This is a genomic window from Methylophilus sp. E2MeOHC9 (genome assembly GCF_058744375.1).
Genome location: NZ_CP196024.1, coordinates 2,146,504 through 2,161,223, shown reverse-complemented (window position 1 = coordinate 2,161,223; position 14,720 = coordinate 2,146,504). Strand labels below are relative to the sequence as shown.

Here is a 14,720-nt window from a genome sequence, read left to right as displayed (position 1 = left end):
AGTTGTATGTTTCAAGTATAAATCAAGCTCACGTTTTGCGCGTAGCGGCCTCATACTCATCATGCAATGCAAGGGCTACCCGGCCTATCAATGCGAGGGGTAATGGTTGTGCCAGCGGGAAGGATAAATTGCCCTTTTCACCCCGGTATGGTGCAAGCGCCGCAATCAAGTCTTGATCATGTGTGACAGGCGGATAAATGCCGATGTGGTTTTTAAATGCGGCGAAATAGAAAAACACACGCTTGGTGCGAAATGCAGGCATACGGTAGCTGATACACGGCGTAGCTTCTGGCAACAAAGTGACTACCGTCTGCTGGATAGAAACCAGCAGGCTTCTTACCTCTGGTGTCAGGCTGGCTAGATAGTCGTCGTGCGATGAAAAAGTCACCGGCGGGTCCTTGAAGAGGGGATATTAGGCTCGACTGACAGTTTGCAAGCGCTACGGTTTAGTCTTCAACCGCCCAGTCCGGATTCCAGACGATCTCCCAGAGATGTCCATCCAGATCCTGGAAGTAACCGCCATAACCGCCCCAAAAAGTATCTTGTGCGGGCTTAACAATGGTCGCGCCGCTTTTGAGCGCTTGCGCCATCAGTGCATCCACTGCTGCTTTAGAAGCTACATTGTGACCAATTGCGAAAGCGGGTGCATTCCGGGTAAGCGCTGTGGATGACACTGGCAAAGAGCTGTCACGCGCCAGGCTTTCACGCGGCCAGATGGCCAGTTTCAAGCCCCCTTCCAGCTCAAAGAACACCACGGCCCCATACTCAAACTCAGTGCCAATGATGCCTTCAGTAGCCAAACCCATGCCATCGCGATAAAACGCCAGCGAGGCTTGCAGGTTATCCACGGCTAGCGTGATGATACTGATACGCGGCTTCATAAATCATCTGAACAGGATATAAAGGCAAGTAGCCAATGAGGCAGTAGAGAGCCCCAGCGACAAAAACAGCATGGTTTTATACGCTGTGACTTGCTTCTGCGCCCGTTGTGCAGCCGCTTCAATGCCCTGTATCGCCAGCTGCATCTTCTCAGCCAGCACATGCAGGGACTCTGCATTCTGAATCGCCGCCGATTGCAACTCCTCAATCTGCTTGGCTAACACAGGGTCAACTTTGGCGACTTCAGGCTTGGGCGTAAACGCCGGAATGGCCGCAGTCGCCACCTGCGCAATATAAGGTGCGAATGCTGTGATGATAGGTAAAAACTGAATAGCCACTTAGACCCCTCTCTAATATCGTTTAGCTTTAGCTCATAGTACGGGCTGGGATGGTGTACGTCTAGCCTAAATAATGCTGCGTTCCATCATGAATCAGCCGCGCCGGGCTGCCTCGATCGCTGCAATATCTATCTTTTGCATCTGCATCATCGCTGCGAAAGCGCGTTGGGCTGCTGCTGGGTCGGCATCAGTGATGGCTGCCGTTAATGCGCGTGGCGTGATCTGCCATGAAATCCCCCATTTATCCTTACACCAGCCACAAGCACTTTCTTCCCCACCATTTTCAACAATCGCGTTCCATAAGCGATCCGTTTCGGCCTGGTCATCCGTTGCCACCTGGAAAGAGAATGCCTCATTGTGTTTAAAAGTGGGGCCACCATTCAGGCCCAGGCAAGGAATACCCATCACAGTAAACGCCACCGTCAACTCATCACCCTGTTTGCCTGAGGGATAATCGCCGGGCGCGTAAGCCACTGCACCCACGCTGCTATTAGAAAAGGTGGCGGCATAGAATTTGGCCGCTTCATGCGCTGTGCCATCAAACCAGAGGCAAATCGTGTTTTTAGCAACCATTTTTTCTCCTTCAAAAACCCTTAGCTTTTGAATAGTTGATTAGGAATTTAATCTTGACAGATATTCCGGAGGACAAGTTCTAAGCAACTGGTTTTTATATTTATCAAATTACTCTCCTACAATAGTAATAATTAATAATTATTGATATTTTTCAGTATTTAATTTAAATTTAGTGCACCTGTTAAGGAGGTTTATTTATGGATAGTGCACCTTCACAATCACCGCAACCAAAACTGTTCCCCAGTATTATTGAGCGCCTGGCCTCGCTTGAATATAGCAAGCGCACTGAAGAATCATATATCCAGTGGATCAAACGCTTCATTACATTCCATGGTAAGCGTCATCCGCGCGATATGGGATCAGAAGAAATCGAAGCCTACTTAAATCATTTAGCGATAGATAAAAAGGTTTCGGCCAGCACGCAAAGCCAGGCTAAAAGTGCGTTGCTGTTTTTATACAAAGAGGTTTTGCAACACGAATTACCTGCTATGGAAAACTTGATCAAGCTGAAAGCAGATAAGCGTTTGCCAGTTGTATTGACCAAGCATGAGGTGCAGGCCATTCTTACGCGGCTGGATGGCACGATGTGGCTAATGGTGAGTCTGTTGTATGGCAGCGGGTTGCGTGTGATGGAATGCTTGCGTTTGCGGATCGCCGATGTTGATTTTGACAGGCTGGAGATATTGGTGCGCGATACCAATGGTTATAAAAACCGCATCACTTTATTGCCAGCCAGTTTGATCCAACCGCTAAAGGCACACTTTCAGGAGGTAGAGCAGTTGCATGAGGAAGATTTAGCCAAGGGGTTTGGCGAGGCAAGAATGCCACTGGGCCTGGCAAAAAAATATCCTGAGGCGGGCAAAGCGTTCACCTGGCAATATGCATTTCCCTCCAGCAAACTCTCGGTGGATCAGCAAACCGGTGTGGTGTATCGCCACCATGCAGATGAAAAAACCGTGCAACGTGCGGTGAAAAAAGTAGCCAAGCAGGCAGATATCAACAAGGAAGTAACGCCGAATACACTGCGTCACAGCTTTGCGACCCATTTGCTGCAAGGCGGACAGGATGTGCAGACGGTGCAGGCCTTACTGGGGCATGCCGATGTGAGCACCACCATGATTTATACGCAAGTGGTCAACACGGGCGGGCGCGGTGTCGCCAGCCCACTGGATGTGATTTAACAGCAGTCTTAATTACCTGTAACCACTAGGCCGCTGATGGTACATTCTTGATTCCTATTAAACCGGCGAACTGCGTGGCAGGCATAGGTTTGCCGAACAGGCTACCCTGCCCCTCTTCACATTTTTTCTCTTTTAAATAGTGGTATTGACGCTTGGTTTCTATACCTTCTGCAATCGTATGCAGGTCAAAACCGTGGGCGATATCCAGTGTGGCGCACACGACTGAATCGTCTTGTTTGTGCTCCAGCATGCCATGCACAAACGAGCGATCTATCTTGATGCGTGTGAGTGGATAGGTTTTGAGCAAACTGAGCGAGGCATAGCCGGTACCAAAATCGTCAAAGGCGATGCCTACGCCATAAAGCTTCAGTTTCCGCAGCGCGTTCAACACGACTTCGTCATTATCCAGCGCAATATTTTCAGTGATTTCCAGCTCCAGCGCCTCAGGCGGCAGGCCATGCCGGGCAAGTACATCCATCACCTCCTGCACGACATTACCGACGTGGAATTGCGCTTCAAACAGGTTGACGCCGATGCGGAACTCGCTGGCGCCATTACGACGCCAGTAAGCGGCTTGCGCACAAGCCTCATCCAGGATCCAGGAACCGACAATCGCAGCTAATGGCCCACCTTCCAGGGCAGGCAAGAATGAGATAGGCGTCAACACGCCGCGTTTGGGATGATGCCAGCGTAACAAAGCCTCTGCGCCTATCACCGCGCCGGTATTCAAATTCACCTGTGGCTGGTAATACAAGAGGAACTCACCCTGATCTACCGCCCGGTGCAACTCCATGGCGTACAGCCGGCGTGCCACTGCCTCCATACGCAAGGCGGGCGTAAACTGGAACACCCTGCCGCGCCCGGACATTTTCGCCTTGAACAAGGCGAGGTCGGCATCGCTGACCAGCTCCAGCGCTTCCTGCGCGTGTAACGGTGCCAAAGCGACACCACAACTGGCGGCGACACGCACTTCATGCCCGTCAATCAAGATAGGCATGGCGATCTGCTGGATGATTTTTTCAGCCAGTTGCATCGCGGCTTCAGGGTCAACGATACCAGGCACCACAATCGCAAACTCATCACCACCAATGCGGGCGGCCAGCCCTGGCACATTGACCAGCTGTGCCAATTGCACCGCCACTTGTTTGAGTACTGCGTCGCCCAGTGTATGCCCCAGGGTGTCGTTCACATCCTTGAAGCCATCCAGGTCTATCATAAACACGGCAGCAGGCTTAGGTACGAGTAAGGTATCTTCTACCACGCGATAAAAACGGGCACGGTTCGCCAGGCCTGTCAGCAAATCCACATTGGCCCGCAGCCGCAGCTCGGCTTCTTCCATACGTTGTTCGGTAATGTCTTTGAGGATGGCCTCAAACCGCATTTTGCCGGACTCTTTCCAGGCAAACAGGGAAAATCCGAGCAGGAACCGGGTGCCATCTTTGCGCAAGCCGGATATTTCAGAAAAGGTATCCAGATGGCCCAGCGTATCCGCCGCAACAGCTTTGGCGATGGTTTCATGCAGGATAGGCCGATCCCGTTCCGGCACCAGCATCTCGACTGACTGATTTACGCCCTCTGACAGTGTATAACCGTGTGAAAGCGCTGCTGCAGCGTTCCAGGCAATGATTTGCAGCTGTTCATCAAACCAGACCACTGGCGTGGTTGAATTACCGGCATATTTCTCGAAGGTCGGTCTATGGCGGTTGCTGGAAGTTTCAATGCGGCGCAGCTCAAGCCGGTCAGACACGATATGCGCCAGCTCGCGCAAGCGACGTTGATCTTCTTCAGAGAAATCCAAATGCGGCTTGTTATCGATGACGCACAAAGCGCCAAGTGACAGCCCGCCTGGCGAGCGGAGAGGAACACCGGCGTAAAAGCGCACATTGGCCTCACCGGTGACCAGCGGATTATCGTGAAAGCGCTCATCCAGCGTGGTATCGGGCACCACCATGATCTGCACCTGGTTAATGGCATGCGCGCAAAAAGAGACATCCCGCCGCATATCCGTTTCTCCCACACCGACAGCCGCAGCAAAAAACACATGGTCACTGCCTATCATATTGACCGCAGCCACCGGCATATCAAACATACGCGCGGCAATTTGCACAATCGGATCTAAACTCGGCACCAGCCCTTCATCGTCAAACCCATGCTCATATAAAGCGGCTAGCCGCTCCTGTTCATTGGCCAATATTGCAGGGCACTTCACTGCTTTCTCCTTAAAACTAGTGTCTGTCTATCTGAGCGTATGTGTATATGGCCTACACATTGATAAAAGTATAGACATAATCACATAGATTTACACTAATTTTATTTCAAGAATATGACCTCGGGCGAGCAAAGGCTGGCTATAAGGCTGGCTATGTCGAGCCAGATAACCAGACTCAGGATCAGGAAGATCCTGAGTCGTGAGTGAACGGAGATTATTTCTGCTTGCCGTCACCGATATGGGTCTGTCCGCGTGACTTGGCCAGTTTTACCTGTTTTTGCCGCTCGCGCAGGGAATCCCTTTTTTCAGCGGAGAGCTTATCGTAACAATATGGACACGAAATACCGGCCTCATATTGCTCGCTCTGCATTTCTTCCTGAGTCAATGGCATGCGGCAGGCATAGCATTGATGATGGTCGCCGACCTCCAGCCCATGTTTGACCGCCACGCGCTGGTCAAATACAAAGCAATCGCCTTCCCACAGGCTTTCTTCCTTAGGCACGGTTTCCAGATACTTGAGAATCCCGCCCTGCAAGTGGTAGACCTCTTCGAACCCCTGCTGCTTCATAAATGAAGAGGCCTTTTCACAGCGAATGCCACCAGTGCAAAACATGGCCACTTTCTTGTGCCTGGTGTTATCCAGGTTGTCCGCCACGTATTTAGGAAACTCACGGAAAGTGGTGGTTTTTGGGTCCACCGCGCCTTTGAAAGTGCCGATATGCACTTCATAATCATTACGCGTATCCAGCAAAATCACATCCGGGTCAGAGATGATCGCGTTCCAGTCTTCCGGCTTCACGTAAGTCCCCACCACATCATTCGGGTCCACGCCTTGTACACCCATGGTGACGATTTCTTTTTTCAGTTTGACCTTCATCCGGTAAAACGGGTGGCTGTCTGCCCAGGACTCTTTATGTTCCAGTGCTGCCAGGCGAGGGTCACTGCGCAGATAGGCCAGAATGGCGCGGATATCTTCCGGTTTTCCGGCAATCGTGCCATTAATGCCTTCATTCGCGAGCAATAAAGTGCCTTTAATACCCAGCATCAGGCATTGTTCCAGGATAGGCTGCTGCAGGTCTTGGTAATTATCCAGCGTGACAAATTTATACAGCGCGGCGGTGAGGTATTGACTCATTTGCGAAATAGCTTTGTTTCAAAGAGTGGCATTTTACCACCCTAAGCCGCTGAATGAAAAAGACAAATATGCAAAAAAACAAACGGGCATATAGCCCGTTTGATAAATATTGATCCAAATCAAAAGATTATAGAATCACTAAAATCTCCGCCTTGCCCAAGCCGCCCATATCCCCCATCCAGCGTTGCACGCGCAGGCTGGAAATTTCCCCAAATTTGCTATCGAGTAATTTAAACGATTTATACAGGATATTCAGGAACGGCAATTTGTGCGGACCGCAATCAATCCAGGTCGCTTGTGCCGCTGGCGCTTTTGCCAGCAGTAAGGTACCACGTTTCATACCGTAGCCCAGGTAAGCGCCCGTTGTGCCAAGCACACCTAGCGTACCCGCCATCATGTCAGAAGCACAATAGTCACCGGCATTGCCTTCAATCAGCAACATGCCACGTCGCATGCGGTCACCTGCACGCGCGCCGACATTGCCTTTGCAAATCAGCACGCCTTGCTGCATTTGAGCACCTAAAAAATCACCGGCATCCTGCGCTACGATTACTTGGCCCAACGTCATGCCAAAACCAATATAAGCATGGTTAGAAGTGGTCTTTTTAAAGATCACTTGCAGCGCTTCGTCACTGGCATCTATGCTGATCTCAAATACTTCGCCCGCTGTAAGGTTTTTTGCCAATTTGATAGCAGCAATCTCGGCCACTGTTTTTGCTTGCAAGGATTGGGGTGACAAGTTGCGGCAATCAATGCTGCGTGTCACTGGCTTGGCTGTTAATGTGATGATACTCATGCGACCTCCCCACTTAAAATCGGGCGCAGTTTGAAGTGATGTGGCCCCAGTTTTCCGCCGTAGTTACCGGCAGAAATACGCAGAATGCCATTCTCTTTACCAAGTCCGCATGCGGCCTCAATACCAGCCTTCATGGATAATGCTATATCTTCAAATGCCAGGCCGTTCACTACGATTTCCATCACGCTTTCCACACGCGGGTCCAGCTCACTTTTGACTGCACCTTTCAGCGTCGGGCAGAACGCATCATTGGTGCTGGCAAACATTTTTGGGTATTTACTACCGACCTTGGAGCCGGATCGTACCACGCCACCAGGGAACGGCATGATCACATTCGGGAACTTGCGCATGGCATCAATCGCCGCTTCACATGCCGTCAGAACTTGTGCCTGGCTGGTGCCCAAAACCAGGAAATTACCGCCGCCAATAGCGCGCACCATGCCGGTGGTTTCTTCAGTGAGAAACTCGCCATCCATGACTGGAATCCGCCAGTAACGCTTGAGCTTGCCCTCTGCATTGGGTATCTGCTTGGAAATCTGGTTGCCATCGCCAAAAAAGCGCAAATGTTTACCGAGGCTGATCATGTCTTCAGACTCGATGCCAGCAAACGCTGCGGCAGTCGGGCAGGTCAGGATACATTGCCCCATGCGGGTTTCCAGTTGTTGCATCAGCACTTTGCTACCCATGGCAAACAGCAGCACGCTGACGCCGGGGCGGCCATCAGGCGTTTCATCCGCGGTCAATTCGCGCTCTATGCCAGCCTCTACTCCGCAGCCAATCACGCTGGTGGCAAAACCGGTCATGGCATTGGCTGCGTTATAAGCCCAGCGCAAGTTTTGTGCCGTGATCAGCACGCGCGTGGCGCGCATATTGAATGCTTCCGCAAAGGTGTCGTCTATTTCTACGCCGTTAACAATCATCATGCCCCCTGCAGATGATTAATGACATGATTGCGGCCATCTTCCGCAATATGGTCATTACTGATTTTAAAGTGTTGCATCTGCATGGTGTGGTAGCGATCAAAATATTGCTTGATGTCTTTTTCCACGCCTAAATCAAATGCAGGCTTGGCAGTATGGGTCGCGCCCCACACCACTTTGATGACTTTGCCTTCTTTCACGACCAGTTCACCATCCTTGAATACCAGGTCTGGCTTGGCAAACATGGCTTCTTTGTCGGGTTGTTCTGTATACACCGTGATATCTGCCGCAGCTCCTATGCCTAAATGGCCACGATCTTGCAGGCCTATCAGTTTGGCGGGTGCAGCGCGGGTCATGACGGCGATTTCATACAGGGTATATTCCCTATCCAGTGCCTTTAGGTTACTCATGGCTTGCGCGTCCAGGTTCAGCTTGTCAAACGCCTCGTTGCGGAAAGATCTGTCCATCAGCAAACGGATCAAGTGCGGATAGCTGGTAAACGGTGCACCGTTCGGGTGGTCTGTAGTCAGGAAAACGCGCCATGGGTCTTCTACACTTAAGAAAATCTCCAGGCCTATCGCCCACTGCAGGGCGTTGACATAGTTTTCATCGCGGTATTTGAATGGCACCACACCACAACCGGCATCGCATTCAATATCCATGATCACCGATTTTTTCGGGTTGGCGACTTTGGCATTTAAATGCTGCATCATGTTGTCGCCAGAGGCGGTCACGGTTTGCCCGAACAGGATCTGGCCAACATCGGCCGTGATATGTTTGTTTTTATTGATGGCTTCGGCAATATTGGCAGCCGCAGAAGAGAATTTCTTGTCGCCTTCGGTGCCATAGCTATGAAACTGGATATGCGTCAAATGCATGGGCACGCCATCGCTGGCACCCATGGTGTCCAGTGTGGTCTGGAAGTTGCCAGCCACGCCCAGGTTGTTACAGTGCACATGCAAAGGTTTGGCGATGCCGAGGTCATTCACCGCACGGCTTAGCGCCTGCAAAATACGGCGTGGCGTGATGTGGTAATGGCTATGTTGCTGGTCCAGGTCCTGGCGGCGTTCGTTGAACTTAAAGGCCGAAATACCGCCCGGGTTCACTACTTTGATGCCTATGGTTTGTGTGGCGTGCAATGTCCATGCGACATAGTCATTAATGGTTTTCTGGTCGGCATTCTGGCTGAGCAAACGCAATAAGTAATCATCGTTACCCAGCATGGCGTAACCACCTTTATCGATCATGGGTGTATCACCCATTTCCATATGCGCCTGACGCGCATTGACTGCCAGAATCGCCGGTTCAAACGCGGCGGTGTAGCCCATTTCAATATAGCGCATGCCGGTATCAGTGGTATTGGGCGTCGCATGATGGCTGCAATTCGCGCCGCAAATGTGTGCTTCCGGCTCCTGCAAGCGGCGCATATCCTGATACTCGGGCAACAGCATACGTGCGATATTCACTTTGCCGCCGCCAATATGGCTGTGCATATCAATCGCACCGGCCATCACGATCTTGCCGTTCAGCTCATGCGCCCGGTCGATTTTTTCAGTCTCGTCCGGTTTGGCGATAATGCGTCCGTCACGGATGTAGATGTCCTGTAATACGCCATCCTGATCACGGGTGGGATCAATCACCCTGGCATTTTTGAGTAAAGTAATCATGCCGGTTCTCCCTTGTTTTCGATGGCTTTTTCTATCAATGCCACAACATGCGACAAGGTAGGTACATCAGAAGGTTTTGCCGCTGTCAGCGGCAATGTCACCGAACCATCCACGCGGAACTGCTGGCCACCGGTATCCAGCCCTGGAGTCGCTACCGGGATAAATACAGCAGGCGCTGTTGTGAAAACGCTATCGGGCGCACCCAATACGATGACGGGGGACACTTCAGCAGGCGGCATGGCCTCTGGGCTATAGCTATTCACCCACACCACGGCGTCATGGTCCTGCCAGTTTGGTGCATCGATAATCACGCCATTGAGCCATGTGTGCGCGTAATTGACGCTGGTATCACCATCGCTACCGCCCAGTGACAGGCCCATGGCACGTGACTTCTGGTTGAGCGCAACCACGGTTTCGGTAATATTCTCTATGGTCAATTCAGCATGGTCGTAATGCAGGTCTTTGGATATCCAGACCAGCGTAGCGTATTTGGCTGCCTTCAAGGTTTCTGCCAGCGCCTGCAAGGTGCTGATTGCAACGCCAGCCACGGCTTCCCCGGCAACCGGCTTATTCATGACCAGTGCACGCAAGGCAGACACCACTTGCGGCAATTGCTCGGAAGGACAGGCAATCACTTGTGGCGCACGGCCATCCGGTGCAGTGCCTGCCTGTGTTTTCAGTTTGTCGCCACCCAGGTAAATAATCTGGCGGGCCGCAGGTTCGGTGAACATGGCTTCATCCACCCACACCACACGTTCAAAAAAACGTGCATTGTGGCTGACCACATCGGTGCCTATCATCAAGATCACATCGGCACGGTTGCGCACCTCGGTGAGCGTGGTGGTTTGCCAGCCGCGGTGCTGCAATACTTTCATATTGCGTAGCGTGCTGGCGGCATTCAGGTGCGTCATGGCAGCACCGTTTTGATTTACCAGGTGCACCAGGGCACGTGCGCCATGTACGTCTGTGCTGCTACCCGCAACCAACGGTGCTTTGGCTTGCTGCAACAATCCTGCGGCGGCACTCACAGCTTCAGCCAGCGAGACGGGCTTGCCATTGATCTGTGGCTGCGTGTTAGCGGTCTTGCGCGCGTAAAATTTTGCTGCTTTGCCGCACGAAAACTGCTGTTTGGCAATCGCATCCCCCGAAATATCGTCACATAGCAAGCCACAGGCTGGGCAGGCATGCATACTCTGTTCTGTATTTATCATGAGTGGAAATATCTCTCGTTTACGTTGAAAAAACCAACGCCATCGTTGAAAACCATCACATCATACAAACATCTATAGTGTATGGATAGAAAAAATAAAGCCGGGAATGCGCGTTATTTAAGCTGTTAAAAGTAAACCTACTGGCGATAAGCAAGCAAGACATCACCAATGAATACACAAACAATCCGCAATCAAGGTTTATCTATCACGTTAAAAATAGTAGAATAGTCGTTTGATTTTTCTTGTTAATTAACTACACATTGGAGTTTTCATGGCTTTAGAGCGCACACTTAGCATTATCAAACCAGACGCTGTTGCAAAAAACGTGATTGGTCAAATCTACACCCGTTTTGAAAACGCCGGTTTGAAAATCGTGGCTGCTAAATTCACGCAACTGACACAAGCTGAAGCCGAAGGCTTTTACGCTGTGCACAAAGAGCGCCCTTTCTTCAACGACCTGGTCAAATTCATGATCTCTGGCCCTGTGATTATCCAGGCGCTTGAAGGTGAAAACGCAGTATTGAAACACCGTGACCTGATGGGTGCAACTAACCCTAAAGATGCAGCGCCAGGTACTATCCGTGCTGACTTTGCAGAAAGCATTGATGCGAACGCTGTTCACGGTTCAGACTCATTGGAAAATGCAGCAATCGAAATTAAATACTTCTTTGGTTAATTTACTCAATCTTAACCAGCCGCAACTCGCCGATTACTTTACCAGTATCGGCGAGAAGCCTTTCCGCGCCAAGCAACTGATGCGCTGGATGCATCACTTCGGGGTGTTAGACCTCGACCAGATGACAGATATCGCTAAAGTCCTGCGTGAAAAATTACGCCAGGAAGCCGAATTCAAATTACCCGATGTGCAGTTGGAACAAGTGTCCGACGATGGCACACGTAAATGGCTGATTGGCACCAACAACCTCAAAGACGGTACTGCCAATAGCGTAGAAACCGTATTTATCCCCGAAGATGACCGTGGCACTTTATGTATTTCCAGCCAGGTTGGCTGCGCACTCGAGTGCACGTTTTGCAGCACGGGTCGCCAGGGTTTTAACCGCAACCTGAGTGTGTCTGAAATCATCGGCCAGTTATGGGTCGCTAACCACTCATTGCGCCAGGCCGATGGTTATAATCTGCTGTCCGCCAGTGACCGTATCATTTCCAACGTGGTCATGATGGGCATGGGCGAACCGCTGGCTAATTACGACAATGTCGTCACCGCCATGCAGATCATGCTGGATGACAGCGCCTATGGCTTAAGCCGCCGCCGGGTGACGTTGTCTACCAGCGGCATGGTGCCAGCGATGGACAGGCTGAAAGAGGATTGCCCGGTCGCGCTCGCGGTGTCGTTGCATGCGCCAAATGACGCCCTGCGTGATGAAATCGTCCCTATCAACAAAAAATACCCGATCAAAGACCTGATGGCAGCCTGTGAACGCTACCTGGTCAAGGCGCCGCGTGACTTTGTGACTTTTGAATATGTGATGCTGGATGGCGTGAATGACAGCATTGAGCATGCCAGACAATTGCTGGATGTGGTGCGTGATGTCCCTTGCAAATTCAACCTGATCCCGTTCAACCCTTTCCCTAACAGTGGTTACGGCACTTCCAAGCCCATGCAGGTGCGCGCTTTTCGTGATATGTTAATGCAAGCTGGCTATGTAGTGACCGTCAGGAAAACCCGTGGTGAGGATATTGATGCCGCTTGTGGCCAGCTGGCGGGCAAGGTACTGGACAAAACCCGCCGAACAGAAAGAACCATTGCCATTCAATCAGGTGCGATTCAAAGTGGCCAATAAGTCATGAAAAAAAACTTTTTTGCGCAACTCCTAGTGATCTCCCTGGCTAGCCTGTGGCTGGCCGGTTGTGCGCAAAACCCGTCCGAAAGCACAAACAACCTGCCTTATGACCAGCAACCCATAGGCCGTGAAAGCGGCGATGTGGAGTCGGCCCGCGTGCATACCGAACTGGGCGCAGAATATTTCAGGCTCAAACGTTACGATGTCGCGCTTGAAGAATTCAACACCGCTACCGAACGCAGCCCTAGTTATGCGCTTGCATACAATGGTCTCGGTCTAGTGTATGCGGCATTGGGTGATAAATCACGTGCAGAAACAGCTTTTCAGCGTGCGATTCAATTGCAGCCGGTGAACTCGGAATCCCATAACAACTATGGGCGTTTCTTATGTGACCAGGGCCGCTATGAAGACTCGCAAAAAGAATTCATGCTGGCAGTTAAAAACCCGCTCTACAAGACTCCGCAGTTTGCTTATTACAATGCCGGCGTGTGTGCCTTGCGCAGCAAACAAAAACCGCAGGCCGAAACCTATTTCGCCAAGGCATTACAGGTGGATCCACTGGCACATGCCAGTGCTTACCAGCTAGCCAATTTGCAATTTTCGCGCGGGGACGCGAGTGCAGCATTGAACACGCTGCAAACCAGCGTCAGTGTCGCCCCCACGCCTGAATCTTTGTTTTTGGCTGTCCGCATTTACCGTACATTACAAATGCCGGATGAGGCGCATCATTACAGTGTGCAGTTGCATAAACTGTTTCCAAATTCCAACGAAACCAAACAATTGTTGAAAATGGAGTAAATGCAAGTGACGTCAGAAGACAACATCAACGTCAACCCGCTACCGACAGAGGCTGAAAATAAGCCTAAGCGTGGGCGCAAACGTAAAATCGATACAGAAAACGTGTCTGATAAGGTAGAGATTACCGGCGTTGAAGCACAACCCATTGATATCTCCACCCCGGAACTAACAGGCGACCCTATCAGCATGCAATCTTCTTTACCAGATAAAGATTTACCTCCGATTGAAGAGACTATTGTGCCAGTCATTCCTGGCTCAGGCTGCGGCAACGTATTAAAAGCAGCGCGTGAATCGCTGGGGCTGAGTATTCATGAAGTTTGCAGCCAGTTGCGCCTGGGCGTGAAACAGATCCAGGCGATTGAACAGGATGATTTTGATAAATTGCCGCAACCCAGCATAGTGCGCGGTTTCATCCGCAACTACGCCAGGTTGCTGAATATTGATGTCACACCAGTACTGGAAGCCTATCAGCGCATGGTGCCGAGTACGGCACCCTTGCCGCTGAGCGTGCGATCAAACGCCAGCCGATCCATTATTGATAAACCAGCACGCGTGATCCGTCCGCAACGCATACTGACATTTTTTATTTTCCTCATCCTGGCTGCAATTCTGGCGTATTTTTACGTCAACCATATCAAACCGCAAGCGCTCAAAAATGCCTCACTGGCGCTGGATGTCGATGAGATCAGCGAAACGACCGGCCAGGAGATCAATCCAGCACCGGCAACTGACTCCCTAGCCTCTCCCCCTGTGGCGGCAGATGCTGCATCCATGCCTGATAATGGCGGCACGATGCCATTATCAGCGGCGACTGAACCAGCGGCTGGCATTGCGCCTGAAGTACTCCCTGCCCCAGCCACTGAGCCCACAAGCGTTTCGTCAGCGATCCCGGACAGCACCATCGTCAGCACCCCGACACCGGCTGTCAACAATGTGGTGGAAAGCACCACCCTGAAATCTGCGGATGCACAAAAAGCGATTCTGGTGTTTAAAGTCACGGATGATTCCTGGGTGCGTATAGAAGATATGCAAGGCAAGAAAATACTCAGTGAAGTGCTGACTGCCGGCTCAGAACACAATGTAGTGGCAGAAAAACCGGTCAATGTCATTGTAGGGCATGCCCAGGGCACGCAACTGACGATTGATAATCAACCCTATGACCTGACCCAGGCCACGCGTGGCCGTGTGGCGCGCATCCAGTTAAAATAAAC

The 14,720-nt window shown here is 51.2% G+C and carries 15 protein-coding genes; 5 read left to right on the top strand and 10 right to left on the bottom strand.

Annotated features, from left to right (window positions below; all coding sequences use genetic code 11):
- Window positions 1-28: 28 nt before the first annotated feature.
- The 4 genes from ACSSVF_RS10480 to ACSSVF_RS10465 form a co-directional block, all read right to left on the bottom strand.
- Window positions 29-388: an iron chaperone gene (locus tag ACSSVF_RS10480; protein WP_492403397.1), complete on the bottom strand. Its 360-nt coding sequence runs from the start codon at window positions 386-388 to the stop codon at window positions 29-31.
- Window positions 389-446: 58 nt separating this feature from the next.
- Window positions 447-881, bottom strand: coding sequence for a VOC family protein (locus ACSSVF_RS10475; protein ID WP_492403395.1), 435 nt, complete (start codon window positions 879-881; stop codon window positions 447-449).
- A gap of 3 nt (window positions 882-884) precedes the next feature.
- Complete coding sequence (locus ACSSVF_RS10470; protein ID WP_492403394.1) at window positions 885-1,217, bottom strand: hypothetical protein; 333 nt, start codon at window positions 1,215-1,217, stop codon at window positions 885-887.
- Between the two features lie 93 nt (window positions 1,218-1,310).
- Entirely contained in the window at window positions 1,311-1,790 is a 480-nt protein-coding gene (locus ACSSVF_RS10465; protein ID WP_492403393.1) for a VOC family protein, read from the bottom strand.
- A 197-nt stretch (window positions 1,791-1,987) separates the two neighbouring features.
- Between ACSSVF_RS10465 and ACSSVF_RS10460 the strand changes: the two genes are divergently transcribed.
- Window positions 1,988-2,971 (top strand): integron integrase, encoded by a 984-nt coding sequence (locus ACSSVF_RS10460; RefSeq protein WP_492403391.1) that lies wholly within the window; start codon window positions 1,988-1,990, stop codon window positions 2,969-2,971.
- 25 nt (window positions 2,972-2,996) lie between these two features.
- Here the strand turns inward: ACSSVF_RS10460 and ACSSVF_RS10455 are convergent, their stop codons facing one another.
- The 6 genes from ACSSVF_RS10455 to ACSSVF_RS10430 form a co-directional block, all read right to left on the bottom strand.
- Complete coding sequence (locus ACSSVF_RS10455; RefSeq protein WP_492403389.1) at window positions 2,997-5,180, bottom strand: putative bifunctional diguanylate cyclase/phosphodiesterase; 2,184 nt, start codon at window positions 5,178-5,180, stop codon at window positions 2,997-2,999.
- Between the two features lie 214 nt (window positions 5,181-5,394).
- Window positions 5,395-6,315, bottom strand: a complete 921-nt coding sequence (gene trhO / locus ACSSVF_RS10450; protein ID WP_492403387.1) for an oxygen-dependent tRNA uridine(34) hydroxylase TrhO — start codon at window positions 6,313-6,315, stop codon at window positions 5,395-5,397.
- A 127-nt stretch (window positions 6,316-6,442) separates the two neighbouring features.
- The gene (locus ACSSVF_RS10445; protein ID WP_492403385.1) at window positions 6,443-7,111 is read right to left on the bottom strand and encodes a formylmethanofuran dehydrogenase subunit C; all 669 of its coding nucleotides are present in this window, start codon (window positions 7,109-7,111) and stop codon (window positions 6,443-6,445) included.
- A complete protein-coding gene (fhcD, locus tag ACSSVF_RS10440; RefSeq protein WP_492406345.1) occupies window positions 7,108-8,031 on the bottom strand; it encodes a formylmethanofuran--tetrahydromethanopterin N-formyltransferase in 924 nt (307 codons plus the stop codon). Before fhcD ends, ACSSVF_RS10445 begins: the two co-directional genes overlap by 4 nt.
- Window positions 8,031-9,698, bottom strand: a complete 1,668-nt coding sequence (locus ACSSVF_RS10435) for a formylmethanofuran dehydrogenase subunit A (RefSeq protein ID WP_492403383.1) — start codon at window positions 9,696-9,698, stop codon at window positions 8,031-8,033. The genes fhcD and ACSSVF_RS10435 overlap by 1 nt, the downstream gene beginning before the upstream one ends.
- Entirely contained in the window at window positions 9,695-10,909 is a 1,215-nt protein-coding gene (locus tag ACSSVF_RS10430) for a formylmethanofuran dehydrogenase (RefSeq protein WP_492403382.1), read from the bottom strand. Before ACSSVF_RS10430 ends, ACSSVF_RS10435 begins: the two co-directional genes overlap by 4 nt.
- 271 nt (window positions 10,910-11,180) lie before the next feature.
- Between ACSSVF_RS10430 and ndk the strand changes: the two genes are divergently transcribed.
- Genes ndk through ACSSVF_RS10410 form a run of 4 tightly spaced genes read left to right on the top strand, consistent with a single transcriptional unit; the run spans window position 11,181 to window position 14,718 of the window.
- Entirely contained in the window at window positions 11,181-11,585 is a 405-nt protein-coding gene (gene ndk / locus ACSSVF_RS10425; RefSeq protein WP_442586615.1) for a nucleoside-diphosphate kinase, read from the top strand.
- A complete protein-coding gene (rlmN, locus tag ACSSVF_RS10420) occupies window positions 11,578-12,711 on the top strand; it encodes a dual-specificity RNA methyltransferase RlmN (RefSeq protein WP_492406344.1) in 1,134 nt (377 codons plus the stop codon). The genes ndk and rlmN overlap by 8 nt, the downstream gene beginning before the upstream one ends.
- A 3-nt stretch (window positions 12,712-12,714) precedes the next feature.
- Entirely contained in the window at window positions 12,715-13,509 is a 795-nt protein-coding gene (gene pilW, locus ACSSVF_RS10415; RefSeq protein ID WP_492403380.1) for a type IV pilus biogenesis/stability protein PilW, read from the top strand.
- On the top strand, window positions 13,510-14,718 hold the full coding sequence (locus ACSSVF_RS10410; protein WP_492403378.1) for a helix-turn-helix domain-containing protein: 1,209 nt from the start codon (window positions 13,510-13,512) through the stop codon (window positions 14,716-14,718).
- The last annotated feature ends 2 nt before the right edge of the window (window positions 14,719-14,720 follow it).

Coding starts and splice junctions, on each gene's coding strand:
- fhcD (WP_492406345.1), bottom strand. CDS start 8,031: ATGATTGTTAACGGCGTAGAAATAGACGACACCTTTGCGGAAGCATTC.
- ACSSVF_RS10435 (WP_492403383.1), bottom strand. CDS start 9,698: ATGATTACTTTACTCAAAAATGCCAGGGTGATTGATCCCACCCGTGAT.
- trhO (WP_492403387.1), bottom strand. CDS start 6,315: ATGAGTCAATACCTCACCGCCGCGCTGTATAAATTTGTCACGCTGGAT.
- ndk (WP_442586615.1), top strand. CDS start 11,181: ATGGCTTTAGAGCGCACACTTAGCATTATCAAACCAGACGCTGTTGCA.
- ACSSVF_RS10465 (WP_492403393.1), bottom strand. CDS start 1,790: ATGGTTGCTAAAAACACGATTTGCCTCTGGTTTGATGGCACAGCGCAT.
- ACSSVF_RS10410 (WP_492403378.1), top strand. CDS start 13,510: ATGCAAGTGACGTCAGAAGACAACATCAACGTCAACCCGCTACCGACA.
- pilW (WP_492403380.1), top strand. CDS start 12,715: ATGAAAAAAAACTTTTTTGCGCAACTCCTAGTGATCTCCCTGGCTAGC.
- ACSSVF_RS10475 (WP_492403395.1), bottom strand. CDS start 881: ATGAAGCCGCGTATCAGTATCATCACGCTAGCCGTGGATAACCTGCAA.
- ACSSVF_RS10430 (WP_492403382.1), bottom strand. CDS start 10,909: ATGATAAATACAGAACAGAGTATGCATGCCTGCCCAGCCTGTGGCTTG.
- ACSSVF_RS10445 (WP_492403385.1), bottom strand. CDS start 7,111: ATGAGTATCATCACATTAACAGCCAAGCCAGTGACACGCAGCATTGAT.
- ACSSVF_RS10460 (WP_492403391.1), top strand. CDS start 1,988: ATGGATAGTGCACCTTCACAATCACCGCAACCAAAACTGTTCCCCAGT.